Here is a 14608-nt window from a genome sequence, read left to right on the forward strand (position 1 = left end):
TTTGCGTCGATAAGCCGTGACAATCGGCACGGCCTGTGCGGATTCTCGAACGATGACCCAGGATCTCACGGACCTCGTCGCCTTCGTGACCGTGGCTCGGGCCGGCGGTTTCCGCGAAGGCGCCCGCGCCGGCGGCGGCAGCGCGTCGAGCCTCAGCGAGGCGGTGCGCCGGCTGGAGGCGGGCCTGGGGGTGCGCCTCCTGAACCGCACCACCCGCAGCGTCGCGCCGACCGAGGCGGGGGCCCGCCTGCTGGAGCGGCTCGGGCCGGCCCTCGCCGAGGTGGAATCCGCCCTCGACGTGGTGAACGGGTTCCGCGACCGTCCCGCGGGCACGCTCCGGCTCAACGTGCCGCTGAGCGCTGCCCGGCTGGTGCTGCCGGCCCTCGTGCCGCCGTTCCTGGCGGCCTACCCGGAGATCCGCCTGGAAGTGGTGGTCGAGGACGGGTTCGTGGACGTGCTGGCGGCGGGCTGCGACGCCGGCATCCGCTACGACGAGCGGCTGGAGCAGGACATGATCGCCGTGCCGATCGGCCCGCGGCGGCAGCGCTTCGCCACCGCGGCGGCGCCCGCCTATCTCGAGAAGCGCGGCCGGCCGGAGCACCCGCGGGATCTCCTGGAGCACGCCTGCCTGCTCGGCCGCTTCCCCAGCGGCGCGCTGACGGCGCCGTGGGAGTTCGAGCGCGACGGCACCATCGTCCGGGTGGACCCGTCCGGCCCGCTGATCGTGCGGGTCGCCGCCAGCGACCTCGCGGTCGAGGCCGCGGTCGCCGGCACCGGGATCGTCCACCTGTTCGAGGACTGGCTGCGGCCGCAGCTCGCGAGCGGCGCCCTGGTGCCGGTGCTGGAGCCCTGGTGGCAGGTCTTCTCCGGCCCGTTCCTCTACTATCCCGGCCGGCGGCACCTGCCGGCGCCCCTGCGCGCCTTCGTGGACTTCGTCGGCGCGCAGGCGTCGCGCGCTAGAACCGCAGGGTGAAGCGGCCCGTCACGGCCTGATCCTGGGCGCGGCCGCCGGTCTGACCCGTGTAGGCCACGCCCAGGCTCGCGTCCGGCGCCACCGCCAGGTCCAGGCCCACCTGCGCCACCAGCGCGTCCCGGGCGATCGGAACCCCCGCGCTCAGGAAGGCCGGGCCGCCCGCCCCGAAGGCCAGCAGAGCGGTCGGCACGACGTCGCCGAACGCGCGCCGGTAGCCGACGAGACCCCGCAGCGTCACCGGCAGGCCGAGACCCAGGTCCAGGCGCGCCTGCGCCCGCACGCCCACCGTCGCCGCGCCGAGGTCGTAGTCCCGCGCGAAGCTCGCCAGCGCCGCCGCGCCCCCGGCCTCCGCGAAGGCGCCGCGCCGGATGCCGACATAGGCCCCGCCCGCGAACGGCTCGACGAAGCGCGCCGCCGGCGTGCCCAGCGCGATCCTCCAGCCGATCTCGCCGAAGCCCTGCACCGTGGAGCCGCCGCCGTGCCCGCTCAGCGTGTCGGACAGGCCGTACTGCACCGCGCGGCGGGTGCGCGCGTCCGTGTCGGCGTAGAGCGCGCCGAGCCGCAGCGACAGCGGGCCGAGCTCGTAGCCGCCGTACAGGCCGCCGAACCCGCTCCTGAGCGTCGCACTCTCCGCCCGGCTCGCGCCGCCCGCCCGGCCGGCGCTGTCGAGGAAGGCCTCCGTGTAGCCGCCGACCGCGCCGAAGCGCAGCCCGCTGGGGAGCCGCACGTCCGCGGCGGCCGCGAAGCCGGCGATCTGCCGGTCGAGGTCCAACGCGTTGCCGCCGCCATCGGCCGTGCCGAAGGCGCCGAAGCCCTGGCCCCAGAGCTCGAACACCTGCGGGTCGAGGGTGCGCACCGGCACGGTCGCCACCACCGGAACCCGGCCGGGCAGGTCGGCCGCGTCGGCGGCCGGCAGGGCGCCGGCGTCGAGCCCGGCACCGGGATCGCCCCAGCGCAGGCGGTCGAGCACCGCCTCGCGCACGAAGAAGGCGGTCTCGTAGGCGGTGGACACGGTGCCGGCGTGGATGTCGCCGGCCAGCGCCCGGAAGCCGCTGCCGGCCTCGTTGGCCGTGAAGGCGACCGCCGCGTCGTAGAGCCGGCCGGCGCCCATCGCCTGGATCGCGTTGGCGGCGGCCGCGCTGTTGCGCGAGGTGGCGCTGGCGGCGAAGGGCACGTCGTTGCGGGTGAGCGTCAGGTCGACCGCGTCGGTCCGGTAGCGCAGGCCCGGGGTGAGGAAGGCGAGGTTCGCGGTCACGCCGGCGAACCGGCCGGAGACGCCGCCGGCGGCGGAGAGGATCGTGTAGGTGGTGCGCGGGTTGTAGGCGCCGGAGGCGGCACGCACCTGGACGGTGCCGCCCGACAGGGTGGCGGTGCCGGTGGCGGCGATCCGGTCGGCCCGGCCGGCGGCGTCGGCCTCGACCCGGTAGGTCGAGCCCGGCGCGAAGCCGACGTTGCCGGCGACCGTGAGCGTGCCGATGGAATTGCCCGGCGCCACCGTGGCGCCCGCGAGCGCGACGATCCCGCCCAGCGTGCCCGAGCCGCCGAGCTCGGCCCCCGGCAACACCGACACGACCGAGTGGGCGAGGCCGCCGTTCACGACGAGCCGACCGGCCTGCACGGCGGTGGCGCCCGTCAGCGTGCTGAGCCCCGTGAGCGTGAGGGTGCCCGCCCCGGTCTTGGTCAGGGTCCCGGAGCCCGAGACGGCGTTGGCCAGCGTCCCGTCGGTCGATTGATCCACGACGAGGGCCGCGTCGTCGACGATGGCGCCCGTGCCGAAGGCGCCGGCATGGCCGACGAGCGTCCCGCCGCCGATCGTCGTGCCGCCCGCGTAGGTGTTGGCGCCGGTCAGGACCAGCGTCCCGCTGCCGAGCTTCACGAGGCCGCCCGTGCCGCCGATGTCGTTGCGCCAGACGTCGTAGGCCGAGAACCCGCCCCTGGCCGCGTCCATCGTGACGGTGACCGTGCCGCTGAAGGCGCCGTAGCCGTCGGCAGCGGCGAACAGGTTGATGCGGTCGTAGCCCAGCCCGTTGTCGAGGAAGCCGCCGGAGGGCAGCTCCGTGGTCGCGATCACGTCGCGGCGCTGCGCCGCCGTGAGGTAGGGAAAGCGGGTCGCGAGCAGCGCCTCGGCACCCGCCGGGACCACCGGCGGACGGTCCGTGGGCCCGACCGGAGGCAGGCCGTAGGTCAGGCGCGCCGTGTAGGCGGCCTTGTTGCGCGCGTAATCGGAGAACCGGTCGGTGGCCGGATCCACGGGCGCGTGGGCGCACCGCTCCAGCGGGCCGCCGCAGGCCTGGCTCAGGTAGCTCTGCGCCTGCGCGAAGGCCTCGCCCAGCAGGGCCGCGTTCGCGGGATCGTTGAGTGCCCGGATGGCGAAGTAGGTCGCCAGCACGCGGCCGCCGATCACGTCGGTGGGCGAGTGCATGCCCGCCTCGATCCGGTTGTCGCCGAGCTCGCTCGCGCGGGTGAGCAGTTCCTGGAAACGCTGCGGGACCGCGTAGGCCAGGGCGAGGGCCGAGAGATAGGCGGCGTTGGTGTGGCCGCTCGGGAAGCCGCCATCCGTCGCGGGGGTCGGGCTCTTCTCCGGCCCAAGGGAGGGCGGCACGACGAGGCCGAGGCCCTGGCCGTCCAGGCTCTGCCGCCAGGGGCGCGGATAGCTGTAGGCGTCCTTGGCCGGGCCGGTGGAGGCGTTGGTCCGGAACGCGTTGACCAGCTGCACGACCTTCCCGAGGGGCGACGTCGTCACGCCGGCACCGGTCCCCTGGTCGACGTACTGCACGCGCGACGTGGTCGCGTCGAAGGCCGGGATCGTGGTGGTCGCCCCCGATCCCGCCAGATAGGCCCGCGTCAGCGGCCCGAGGCCGTCGATGACGCTGTAGCTCTGGTTGCGGCGGTCGTCGTAATAGGCGGCGATCTCCTGCGCGCCGGTCCGCTCCCGCGCCCGCTCGGCGACGATCTGGATGTTGCGCAGCAGGAGGGGCGCCCCGAGGGCCGTGGGCGATCCGGTGTCGTAGGTCCGTCCGGGGATCCAGATCCGCCGGAAACCCGACAGGATGTCGACGCCGTTGCCGGCCGTCTGCGCCTGGGCGCCCGGACCGAGCAGCACGACCGCCAGCGCGGCGAGTGAGACCCCATATCCTCGTGTCATGACGCGCTCCCCGACACCGCCCCGTCCGGCCGGTCGCGCGCCCCATATCCAAGATCATCGACGGCAGATCGTCATAGTTCGTTCAAAATCGGACGCATTTTCGATTCGTATCCTCTGAGCAACACTCTGTGAGGCGGCTTATTTTTTACAAATATACTTGAGAAGTGAGAATTTTTACTTCTGAATTTGCCCGGCCAGCACTTCTGACCGATCATCGATCGCCGTGACCGGCGCGGCCGCATCTGGATAGGCCCGCCCGAGGCCGGCCACCGGCGCCGGTGACGTGGTCATGCGGGACAGGAGAGGCGGCCCGGGATGCGTCCAGCCAGACCCGGCGCGGGAGCGCCTCGGAAGGTCAGGGAGATGCCGTGCGAATCGCCCGGCGGCGCGTGCGGACGCCGCCGGGGCGGCTCACTGCGGCAGTTCGAACACCGTGAGCTGCCCGCCCGGCGCCGTGTACTGCGACAGGGCCGCGTAGCCCCCCACCGCCCCCGAACCGTCCGCGGGGTCGGTCAGCCCGGCCGCCAGGCCGATCCCGGCCCAGCCGCCGACCCCGGACAGCACCGCGACGTACTGCTTGCCGCCGTGCAGGTAGGTGGTGACGTTGCCGACGATCCCGGACGGGGTCTTGAACCGGTACAGCTCGTGCCCGTCCCGCGCGTCGACCGCCTTCAGGTAGCCCTCCAGCGTGCCGTAGAAGACCACGTTGCCCGCCGTGGCGAGCGCCCCCGACCAGACCGAGAACGGCTCCGGGATCGTCCAGGCGATCCGGCCCTTCGCGCCGTCCCAGGCGATGAACGCCCCGGTCCGGTCCGAGCCCTCGGGCGGGTGCAGGGTGAGCGTCGCGCCGACATAGGGCTGGCCGGGCGTGTAGGTGACCCGGAACGCCTCGTAATCCATGCACATGTGGTTGGCCGGCACGTAGAACAGCCGCGTCTTGGCCGAGTAGGCGGCCGGCTGCTGGTTCTTGGCACCGAGCGCCCCGGGACAGATATTTTTGGTTGCTTCGTCCTCGTCGGCCTCGCCGGGGGCGTAGCGCTTGTCGACCACCGGCTTTCCGTAATCGGGCGCGGCGGGATCCACGCTGATCCGGCTGGCCCAGTTCACCGTGGGGTCGAACTTCTCCGCCACCAGCAGCGCGCCGGTGGCCCGGTCCAGCGTGTAGCCGAAGCCGTTGCGGTCGAAATGAGTCAGCACCTTCCGGGCGCGGCCGTCGATCACCTGCTCGGTGAGGATCATCTCGTTGACGCCGTCGTAGTCCCACTGGTCGTGGGGGGTCATCTGGTAGACCCAGCGGGCGATGCCCGTATCGGCGTCGCGGGCGATGATCGCCTGCGCCCATCGGTTGTCGCCCGGGCGCTGGTTCGGGTTCCAGGTCGAGGGATTGCCGGTGCCGTAATAGACGAGGTTCAGGTCCGGATCGTAGGAGAACCAGCCCCAGCTGCAGGCGCCGCCGGTCCGCCACTGGTCGCCCTCCCAGCTGTTGAGCGAGGAATCGCGGCCGACCGGGCGCCCGAGCTCGGTCGTCGTCTCCGGATCGACCAGCATGTCGGCGTCCGGCCCGGTGGCGTAGGCGCGCCAGAGCCGCCGGCCCGTCGCTTGGTCGTAGGCCGTGACGTGGCAGCGCGCCCCGTACTCGCCGCCCGCGAGCCCGACGATGAGCTTGCCGCGCACCGGCAGGACCGTGGCGGTGTTGGTCTCGCCCCGGCCCGGGTCGCCGTTCCTCACCGACCACAGCACCCGGCCGGTCCCCGGATCGAGCGCCACCACGGTGGTGTCGGCCTGCTGGAGGAACAACCGCCCGTCCGCGTAGGCGAGCCCCCGGGAGACCGTGTCGCAGCACATCACGGCGATGACGCTCGCGTCCTGCCGCGGTGCGTAGCGCCACAGGATCCTCCCGCCCCGGTCGAGGTCGAGGGCGTAGACCACGTTGGGGAACGGCGTGTGCACGAACATCAGGTGTCCGACCACGATCGGCGCACCCTCGTGGCCGCGCAGGACGCCCGTGGAGAAGGTCCAGGCGACCTTCAGGCGCCCGACATTGCCGGCGTCGATCTGGTCGAGGGCCGAGTAGCGGGTGTTGGCGTAGTCCAGGGTCTGCAGGACCGGCGACGGGCCGGCCGCCGCCGCGGAGGCGAGGCCGGCGAGCGGCAGGGCCGCGAGCAGTGAAGCACGCATCGACGCACGCATCCTCGTGATCCTCATCGCCGCGCGGCGCGCGCACCTACATGCGCTGCTGGACGATGTCCTCGGCCTGGGGGTCCGGCTCGTGGCCGGCCTCGCGCAGCAGCGGCACCACCTCGGCCGCCTCGCGCGCGACGAGGTAGCTCAGGTCGAGGCCCTCGCGGATGAAGCCGTGGCCGCGCATGTGCTCGAACAGGGCCAGCAGCGGCGCCCAGAACTCCGCCACCGAGACCAGCACCACCGGCTTCCGGTGGCGCCCGAGCTGCGCCCAGGTCAGCTGCTCGACCAGCTCCTCCAGGGTGCCGATGCCGCCCGGCAGGGTCACGAACGCGTCCGAGCGCTCGAACATCAGGCGCTTGCGGGTGTGCATGTCGGAGACCACCACGGTCTCCTGAATGTCCGCCAGCATGTGCTCGCGCGCCTGGAGGAAGTCCGGGATGATGCCGGTGACGTGGCCGCCGGCGGCGAGCGCCGCCCGCGCCACCGTGCCCATCAGCCCGACATCGCCGCCGCCGTAGACGAGGCCCATCCCGGCCTGCGCGACCGCGGTCCCGAGGGTCTCGGCGGCCTCGCGGAAGGCCGGGTCGCGGCCGAAGCCGGAGCCGCAATAGACACAGACTGTCCTCACCGGAGCCATCCGGCGTCCTCCTCGCGCGTCCGTTGCGAGCCGTCCAGATCGCGCCCCGCGCCCAGCACTCCACGTGCCAAACTGCTGAATTCGCGTGGGATTCACCCGCCTGGGCGGCAGGACGGCTTGGTGTGGGGACCATGTACGGTATTATGGGCGGCGCCGTCGACGGCTTTTCGCGCGGGCGGACGGCCGCCCGCCGGGCGGCGGCAGGATGAGGGGAGGCCTTCGTGGCGATGTCGAGACAGGTGCGGCGCAGTCTCGCCCTGGCGCTGGCCGGCCTTCTCGGCGGACTGGGACTCGTGCTGGCGCTGTTCGGCGGCGACTCCCTGCGGCGGCTCACCGGCCGCGGGGGTCCCGAGCCGTCCGCGTCGTCGGCGCCGAGCGGCAGCCTGCGCAGCCTCGCCGATCCGGGCGCCCTGGCCGGCCGCGCCGACCCGACGATCGACTTCCGCGACGACAAGCCGGGCCGGGCGAGTCCGGCGCCGGGAGAGGGCCCGGTGGCGGCGCTCCCGCAGGCCCCCCGCGCCGGCACCCCCGGGGCGCCGCAGGCCGGCACCGCCGGGGCGCAGCAGGCCGGTCCGGGCCAGGACGCGCGCCTGCCGGATGCGGCCGAGGCGCCGCGCTTCGACATCGTCCGCGTCGAGCCGAACGGCGACGCCGTGGTGGCCGGCCGCGGCGCGCCGGACGCCGCGATCGAGATGCTGGTCGACGGCAAGCCCGTGGCCCGGGCGAAGGCCGATTCCAACGGTCAGTTCGCGATCGTGCCGCCGGCCCTGCCGACGGGCGCCAGCACGCTCCGCCTGCGCATGACCGGCGCGGACGGGCGCGCGACCGAGTCGCAGCAGAGCGTCGCGGTGGACGTGGCCCCCGGCCGGGACCGCCAGCCGCTCGTGGCCCTGACCGCCCCGGACGCCGCGACCGTCGTGCTGTCGCAGCCCGGCGCGCCGGGCGCGACGGCCGACGCGAAGGGCGGCGCCAGATCCTCCGGTCCAGCTTCCGAGCCGGGTACCCGGGACGCCGACGCCGACGCGGCGCGGGCCGGCCGGCCGGCCGGGAGCGGGGAGACCCGCGAGGCCGCGGCGTCCGGGGCGGGGCCGACCCGGATCGCCAGCGTGGACGTGCAGGGGAACGGCCGCCTGTTCGTGACGGCCACCGGCACGCCGGGGGCGCGGATCCAGCTCTACCTCAACGACACGATGATCGCCCCGGGCAGCATCGGGCCGGACGGCCGGGCGACCTTCACGATCGGGCGCGGGATCAAGCCCGGGCAGTACCAGGTGCGGATCGACCAGGTCGATCCGGCCACCGGCAAGGTCGCCAGCCGCGCCGCGGCCCCCCTGTCGGTGCCGGAGCCGACGCAGGTCGCCGCCCGGGAGACCGCCGAGTCCGGACCGTCGCCCGCCCAGAGCGGCGCGCGGGATCGCGCCGGCCCCGATCAGGCCGCGCGCGACGGTGCCGACCGGGACCGGCCGGCCGCGGCCTCGCCGCCGGCCGCCGTCTCGAACCCCCAGGTGGCCGACATGGCGGAGCCGGACCGGGTCGGCGCAGTGTTCGTGCCGGAGATCAGCACCGCCCGGATCACCCGCGGCGACAACCTCTGGCGGATCAGCCAGCGCACCTACGGCCGGGGCGAGCGCTACACGGTGATCTACGACGCCAACCAGAACCAGATCCGCGATCCGGACCTGATCTACCCGGGCCAGATCTTCGTGCTGCCCACCGACAAGCGCGGCTGAGCGGCGCCGCCTACTCCACCACCTGGTCGTCGCCCGCGAAGGCCAGCCGGCGCAGGCCGCGCAGCGCCCGGTCGAGTTCCTCCCGCGACGGCGAGGCCAGGGCGAGGCGCACCGCGTTCGGGGCGTGGCCGGGATGGACCGCGAAGGACGAGGCCGGCAGGAGGGCGATGCCCTGGCGCAGGGCCGCGGCCGCGTAGGCCTCGGCCCGCCACGTCTCGGGCAGTTCCAGCCAGAGGTGGTAGGCCTGCGGATCGCCCACGACCCGCAGGTCGGCGAGCGCGGCCCGGGCGAGGGCCTGCCGGGCCGCGGCGTCCCGGCGCTTGGCCTCGGCCAGCGCCGCGGCCGAGCCCCCCGCCATCCAGTGCATGCCGGCCGCGAGCGACAGGCCGAGCACCGTCCAGGCGCCCTGGCGGACGGAGGCGGCGAGCCGGTCGGTGAGGGCAGGCGGCGCGGCGATCAGGCCGACGGTCAGTGCCGGCATCACCCGCTTCGACAGGCTGTCCACGAAGATCACCCGGTCCGGCGCGAGGCCGGCGAGCGGGGGCGCCTCGGCGAGGAAGCTGTAGACCGCGTCCTCGACGGCGGTGAGCCCGGTCCGCTCCAGCACCTCCGCCAGGGCGGCCCGGCGCGCCGGCCCCATCGTGGCGCCGAGGGGGTTGTGCAGGGTCGGCTGGAGATAGACGCCGCTCAGCGGGGTCGCGCGGTGGGCCTGGAGCAGCGCCTCGGGGCAGACGCCCTCCGCGTCCATGGCGAGCGGGATCAGCGTGATCCCGAGCCGCGCCGCGATGCCCTTCACCCCGGGATAGGTCAGGGGCTCGCAGCCGATCCGCTCGCCGGGCGCAGCCAGGGCCGCCAGGGCGGCGGCCAGCGCCTGCCGGCCGTTGCCGGTGAACAGGATGTCGGCGGGATCGGGGGCGTAGCCCGCCCGCGCCAGGAACCCGGCGGCGATCGCCTGCGCCGACGGCGTGCCCGCGGGCCCGTACTGGGTGAAGCCGATCTGGCCGTCGTCGCGGGCGAGCGCCGCCAGGGTCTCGGCCAGGACCGCCTCCTGCTCGGGCAGGCGCGAGTGGGTCCGCTGCAGGTCGAGGGCGGCCGGGGGCGGCTCCGGGCGGAGCAATCCGGCGCGCCCCGGCTCGCTGCGGACGTAGGTCCCGCGCCCGACCTCGCCGGTCACCAGCCCCCGGCGGGCCAGCTCGGCGTAGACCCGGCTCGCCGTCGAGACCGCGATGCCCCGCGCGTAGGCGAAGTCGCGCTGCGGCGGCAGCCGCGCGCCGGGGCGCAGCCGGCCCGCCGCGATGTCGGCCGCGATCGCGTCGGCGACGGTGCGATAATCCGCGGGGCGCATAATTGCTCCGAGGTCAATGTTTCGATTGATCCGAGATTTGTATCGGATCAATGCTCCGCCAGCAATCCCGGCCGGACTGCCTTCCCGCCACCGGATCGTCTGCGATGCAAGCCGTCACCCTGTCCTCCTCGCCCGCCGTCACCCGTCCGACCGCGCGCCCGTCCCTGCTCCGCACGTGGCTGCAGCGGATCCGCACCCGCCGCGCCCTGGCGGCGCTCCACCCCGACCAGGCCCGGGACGCCGGCCTCGAGCCCTGGGACCTGCGCGCCGAGGTCGCGAAGCCGTTCTGGCGGGCGTGAGGCGGGGGCCTGCACGCAGCGCGGGTGCTCCGGCGCGGCAGCGGGCCTATATGCGGGGCCAGGACATCCCGCCCCGCAGAACCCTTCATGACCGACAACACCGCGCCCGCGGCCGGGACGCCGATCCCGGCCGAGCGCCCCGGCCTGATCGCCACCTACCGGCGGCTCTGGCCGCATCTCTGGCCCCACGGCCGGCCCGACCTGCAGCGCCGGGTCTTCCTGGCCTTCGGCCTGCTGCTCGCCGCCAAGCTGGTGACCATGGTGACGCCGTTCACCTTCAAGTGGATCACCGACGCGCTGGTCGCCGCGGTCGGCGGCAAGGACGAGGCCGTGCCCACCGGCCTCCTCGCCGCGCCGATGCTGCTGATCGCCCTCTACGGCGTCTCGCGGATCGCCATGTCGGCGCTGACGCAGGTGCGCGACGGGCTGTTCGCCAAGGTGGCGATGCACGCGGTTCGGCGGCTGGCGCTCCAGACCTTCGAGCACATGCACCGCCTGTCCCTGCGCTTCCACCTGGAGCGCAAGACCGGCGGCCTGACCCGGGTGCTGGAGCGCGGCCGCGCCGGCATCGAGGAGCTGTCGCGCCTGATGGTGCTGACCCTGGTGCCGACCATCGTCGAGTTCGTGCTGGTGCTCGGCGTGCTGGCCTACGAGTTCAACTGGACCTACGCGCTGACCGCGTTCCTGACGGTCGCGGCCTACTTGGCCTTCACCTACAAGGCGACCGAGTGGCGGATCGCGATCCGCCGCCGGATGAACGCCTCCGACACCGACGCCAACACCAAGGCGGTCGACTCGCTGCTCAACTACGAGACGGTGAAGTATTTCGGCGCGGAAGCCCGGGAGGCCGGCCGCTACGACGAGTCGATGGCCAAGTACGAGAAGGCCTCGACGCAGACCTACGTATCGCTGGCGGTGCTCAATGCCGGGCAGGCGGTGATCTTCACGCTCGGCATGACCGTGGTGATGTGGCTCGCGGCGCGCGACATCCTGGCCGGGCGCACCACGATCGGCGGCTTCGTGCTCGCCAACACCATGCTGGTGCAGCTCGCGATGCCGCTCAACTTCATGGGCATGATCTACCGCGAGATCAAACAGGCGCTGATCGACATCGACGACATGTTCCGCATCCTCGGGCAGAACCCCGAGATCGCCGACCGGCCGGGCGCCGCCCCACTCGCGGTCGCGGGCGGCACGGTGCGGTTCGAGGACGTGCGCTTCGCCTACAATCCCGAGCGGCCGATCCTGCGCGGCGTAACCTTCGAGATCCCGGCGGGCCAGACCGTGGCGGTGGTGGGACCCTCGGGCGCCGGCAAATCGACGCTCTCGCGCCTGCTGTTCCGGTTCTACGAACCGCAAGGGGGCCGGATCAGCGTCGACGGGCAGGACATCGCCGCGGTGACGCAGGCCTCGCTCCGGGCGGCGATCGGCATGGTCCCGCAGGACACGGTGCTGTTCAACGACACGATCGGCTACAACATCCGCTACGGCCGGGCCGACGCCACCGACGCGGAGCTGCGGGAGGCGGCCCGCCTCGCCCAGATCGACCGCTTCGTCTCGGGGCTGCCGGAGGGCTACGACACCCCGGTGGGCGAGCGCGGCCTGAAGCTCTCGGGCGGCGAGAAGCAGCGGGTCGCCATCGCCCGCACGATCCTCAAGGCGCCGCCGATCCTGGTCCTCGACGAGGCGACCTCGGCGCTCGACTCCTTCACGGAGGCCGAGATCCAGGCGGCGCTCGACCGGGTCAGCCGCGGCCGGACCACCCTGGTGATCGCCCACCGGCTGTCGACGGTGGTCAACGCCGACGCGATCCTGGTCCTCGACCACGGCCGCATCGTCGAGCGCGGCACCCACGCCGAGTTGCTGGAGGCCGGGGGCGTCTACGCGGCGCTCTGGGACCGCCAGCGGGAGGCCGACGCCGCCCTGGAGGTGCTCCAGCGCGCCGACGCGCCGGTGCTCCCGCCCCGGACGGGCCACGCCGCCGTGCCGGAGACCGAGGCCGCGGAGTGACGGAAAGGCCACACGCGGTCCGCGCAACGCGGCCGGGACGCAACCGGAGGCGGTAAGCGCGGTTCTGCGGTTATGCCGCACTTCTACCTGCACATCCGGGACGGTCAGTGGCTGGTCGAGGATCTCGACGGCGCCGACCTGCCCGACCTCGACGCCGCCCGCACCGAGGCCGAGCGCTCCGCCCGGGCGCTCTTGGAGATCCAGCGGGTCGACGGCGCGGTGCTGGCCGGGCAGGTCTTCGAGATCGCCGACGCGTCGGGGCAGGTCCTGGCGGTCGTGCCGCTGAGGGACGTGCTCGAGCTGCCGTAAGATCCAGGGCGCGGGCGGGTCGGTCGGGATCGACCGCCCGATGGCCGCTACGGCCGGCCCCTACGGCCGCGACCGCACACGGACCCCGAGTAGGTCCTCGAACGGCAGCACCATGGCGCCCTTGTCCCGGTCGCCGTGGCCCTGGCGCAGGGCGGTCTGGTAGGTGGCGGTGGCGGCCGCCGTGACCGGCATCGGGAAGCCGTTCTCCGCCGCGACCGCCGCGGCGGCGACGAGGTCCTTGTAGGCCGCCCCCATCGGGTAGCCCTCGTCGAACTGACCCCGGAGGATCCGCGGCACGAAGTACTGCGCCGCGTAGCTCCGGCTCGTGCCCGTCGTGACCACCTGGGCGACCTGATCCGGGTCGAGCCCCATGGCGACGGCCATCGGCAGCACCTCGGCCAGCGCCGCGATGTTGATGTCGTAGAGCACGTTGTTGATCGTCTTGGTGAGCTGGCCGGACCCGGCCGGGCCCATGTGCAGGATTGTCGTGCCGATCCGCTCCAGGAGCGGGCGCACCCGGGCGACCGCCCCGGCCGCGCCGCCGCACATCACGGTGAGCGTCCCGGCCTCGGCGCCGGCCGGTGCGCCGGAGACGGGCGCGTCGACGAAGGCGCGTCCGGTCGCCGCCACGGCGCGGCCGACCGTGAGGGCCTTGGCGTGCGCGATGGTGCTGAGGTCGACCACGACCGCCCCCGGGGCGAGGCGCTCCGCCAGGGCGCCGTCCCCGAGGAGGGCCGCCTCGACGGCGTCGCCGTTCGGCAGGCACAGGAACAGCACGTCGGCGCCGGCGGCCTGGCCGGGATCGGTGGTGGCGACGAGGCCCGGCGCGGCGAGGCCGGCGAGGCGGGCCGGGTCGGTGTCGATCGCGACGAGCGTCTCGGCGTCGGAGCCCCGCTTGGCCGCGAGGTTGCGGGCGATGGGGTGCCCCATCGCGCCGAGGCCGAGGAGGGCGAGGCGCGCGGCCATGCGGGTGTCCCTGTTCCAAGTGTCCGGGCGCCCCCTGTCCGTGCGGGGGAGGCGCCGCGCCAGCATGTCGCCGGACGGGGCCGTCTTCCAGCCCCGGCCCTGGAATTGCGGCCGATGGTTTCTCGGCACCGACGTCCTTGCGAGCGGAGCGAAGCGGGCCAGCAGCGCGACCTTGCCGATGTTGCGCCGCCCTGGCTCGCTTCGCTGCGCTCGCGATGACGGAGAAGCGTCGTCGACCGCGGCGCGCGGCTCAGTTTGCCTTGACAATRTTCCTATTTTGTGCTTCCTGACMGCACCTGTCCGCGGCGGCCCGGGAGCGATCCCGGGGCGTCCTTCGGGGGCCCGCCCGGTGGCTGACCGTGCGGGTCCGGGGACGGGGCGGCGCCCGCGTCGGTGGCTCGGGTTCCTGGTCGCGGCCGCGCGGGCCCGGGAGCGATCCCGGGSCGTCCTTCGGGGGCCCGCCCGGTGGCTGACCGTGCGGGTCCGGGGACGGGGCGGCGCCCGCGTCGGTGGCTCTCAGCCGCCATCGCCCCGGGCGACGGACCGGTGCGGGGCGTGCCTCGGACGCGGGCGTGASACCGGGCGGCACTSTGCCCGGCGGGGTGAGGAAATGCCCCCGCGCCGACCCGCCTCTGGGCCGACCCTGAGCGACCTGCGGACCCGCCCACTACGAGGCGGGGRACGGCTGGAAGGCCACGGCGCCGATGCGGGTTCCGGAGGYGCGGGCACGSCGTGCMYGCACCTCGACMGAGACCGCTCACGGGGAGTCGCAGGACCGGGACGTCGGAGACGCCGCGACGAGACAGACGGCACCGGCCGGGGACCATGCCCGGTCGATGCCGCGGGGCGCCGCGGGGATCGGATCCCGCGCGTACTTGGCCGACACCTGGGTTCCCGCGGCGTCCCGCGTCCCTCGTGCTCGCCTCCCGGGCCATGCCCCCGGCGCCACGCGCGCGCGGGGACGATCACGCGCACCCGAACGGCGGACGAAGGGCAGGGATGCGTGAAGG

Annotated in this window: 10 protein-coding genes; 5 read left to right on the forward strand and 5 right to left on the reverse strand. The window is 74.3% G+C overall.

The features are described from left to right. The first annotated feature begins 52 nt into the window (after positions 1-52). Positions 53-973: a LysR family transcriptional regulator gene (locus ASG32_RS27955; RefSeq protein WP_056532733.1), complete on the forward strand. Its 921-nt coding sequence runs from the start codon at positions 53-55 to the stop codon at positions 971-973. Here ASG32_RS27955 and ASG32_RS27960 read toward each other — a convergent pair. The 3 genes from ASG32_RS27960 to ASG32_RS27970 form a co-directional block, all read right to left on the reverse strand. Continuing rightward, positions 957-4118, reverse strand: coding sequence for an autotransporter domain-containing protein (locus ASG32_RS27960; protein ID WP_056532736.1), 3162 nt, complete (start codon positions 4116-4118; stop codon positions 957-959). The two genes, ASG32_RS27955 and ASG32_RS27960, sit on opposite strands and share 17 nt — an antisense overlap. A 411-nt stretch (positions 4119-4529) precedes the next feature. After that, a complete protein-coding gene (locus ASG32_RS27965; RefSeq protein WP_107352005.1) occupies positions 4530-6308 on the reverse strand; it encodes a methanol/ethanol family PQQ-dependent dehydrogenase in 1779 nt (592 codons plus the stop codon). A 34-nt stretch (positions 6309-6342) separates the two neighbouring features. Further along, entirely contained in the window at positions 6343-6939 is a 597-nt protein-coding gene (locus ASG32_RS27970; protein WP_056532742.1) for a TIGR00730 family Rossman fold protein, read from the reverse strand. A 227-nt stretch (positions 6940-7166) separates the two neighbouring features. On the opposite strand from ASG32_RS27970, the gene ASG32_RS27975 reads away from it, so the two are divergent. After that, complete coding sequence (locus ASG32_RS27975; RefSeq protein WP_056532744.1) at positions 7167-8669, forward strand: LysM peptidoglycan-binding domain-containing protein; 1503 nt, start codon at positions 7167-7169, stop codon at positions 8667-8669. Between the two features lie 10 nt (positions 8670-8679). On the opposite strand, the gene ASG32_RS27980 is transcribed toward ASG32_RS27975, so the two are convergent. Further along, positions 8680-10014, reverse strand: coding sequence for a PLP-dependent aminotransferase family protein (locus ASG32_RS27980; protein ID WP_056532747.1), 1335 nt, complete (start codon positions 10012-10014; stop codon positions 8680-8682). 104 nt (positions 10015-10118) lie between these two features. Here ASG32_RS27980 and ASG32_RS27985 point away from each other — a divergent pair, with 104 nt between their 5' ends. The 3 genes from ASG32_RS27985 (at position 10119) to ASG32_RS27995 (ending at position 12632) form a co-directional block, all read left to right on the forward strand. After that, a complete protein-coding gene (locus ASG32_RS27985; protein WP_020092364.1) occupies positions 10119-10313 on the forward strand; it encodes a translation initiation factor IF-2 in 195 nt (64 codons plus the stop codon). 87 nt (positions 10314-10400) lie between these two features. After that, complete coding sequence (locus ASG32_RS27990) at positions 10401-12323, forward strand: ABC transporter ATP-binding protein/permease (protein ID WP_056532751.1); 1923 nt, start codon at positions 10401-10403, stop codon at positions 12321-12323. 72 nt (positions 12324-12395) lie between these two features. Continuing rightward, positions 12396-12632 carry a hypothetical protein gene (locus ASG32_RS27995; RefSeq protein ID WP_020092366.1) on the forward strand — a complete coding sequence of 79 codons (237 nt, stop codon included), beginning with the start codon at positions 12396-12398 and terminating at the stop codon, positions 12630-12632. A 60-nt stretch (positions 12633-12692) separates the two neighbouring features. Here the strand turns inward: ASG32_RS27995 and ASG32_RS28000 are convergent, their stop codons facing one another. Continuing rightward, complete coding sequence (locus ASG32_RS28000) at positions 12693-13598, reverse strand: NAD(P)-dependent oxidoreductase (RefSeq protein WP_056532754.1); 906 nt, start codon at positions 13596-13598, stop codon at positions 12693-12695. Between the last annotated feature and the right edge of the window lie 1010 nt (positions 13599-14608).

The sequence above is a fragment of the Methylobacterium sp. Leaf361 genome (genome assembly GCF_001424445.1).
Lineage (GTDB): Bacteria > Pseudomonadota > Alphaproteobacteria > Rhizobiales > Beijerinckiaceae > Methylobacterium.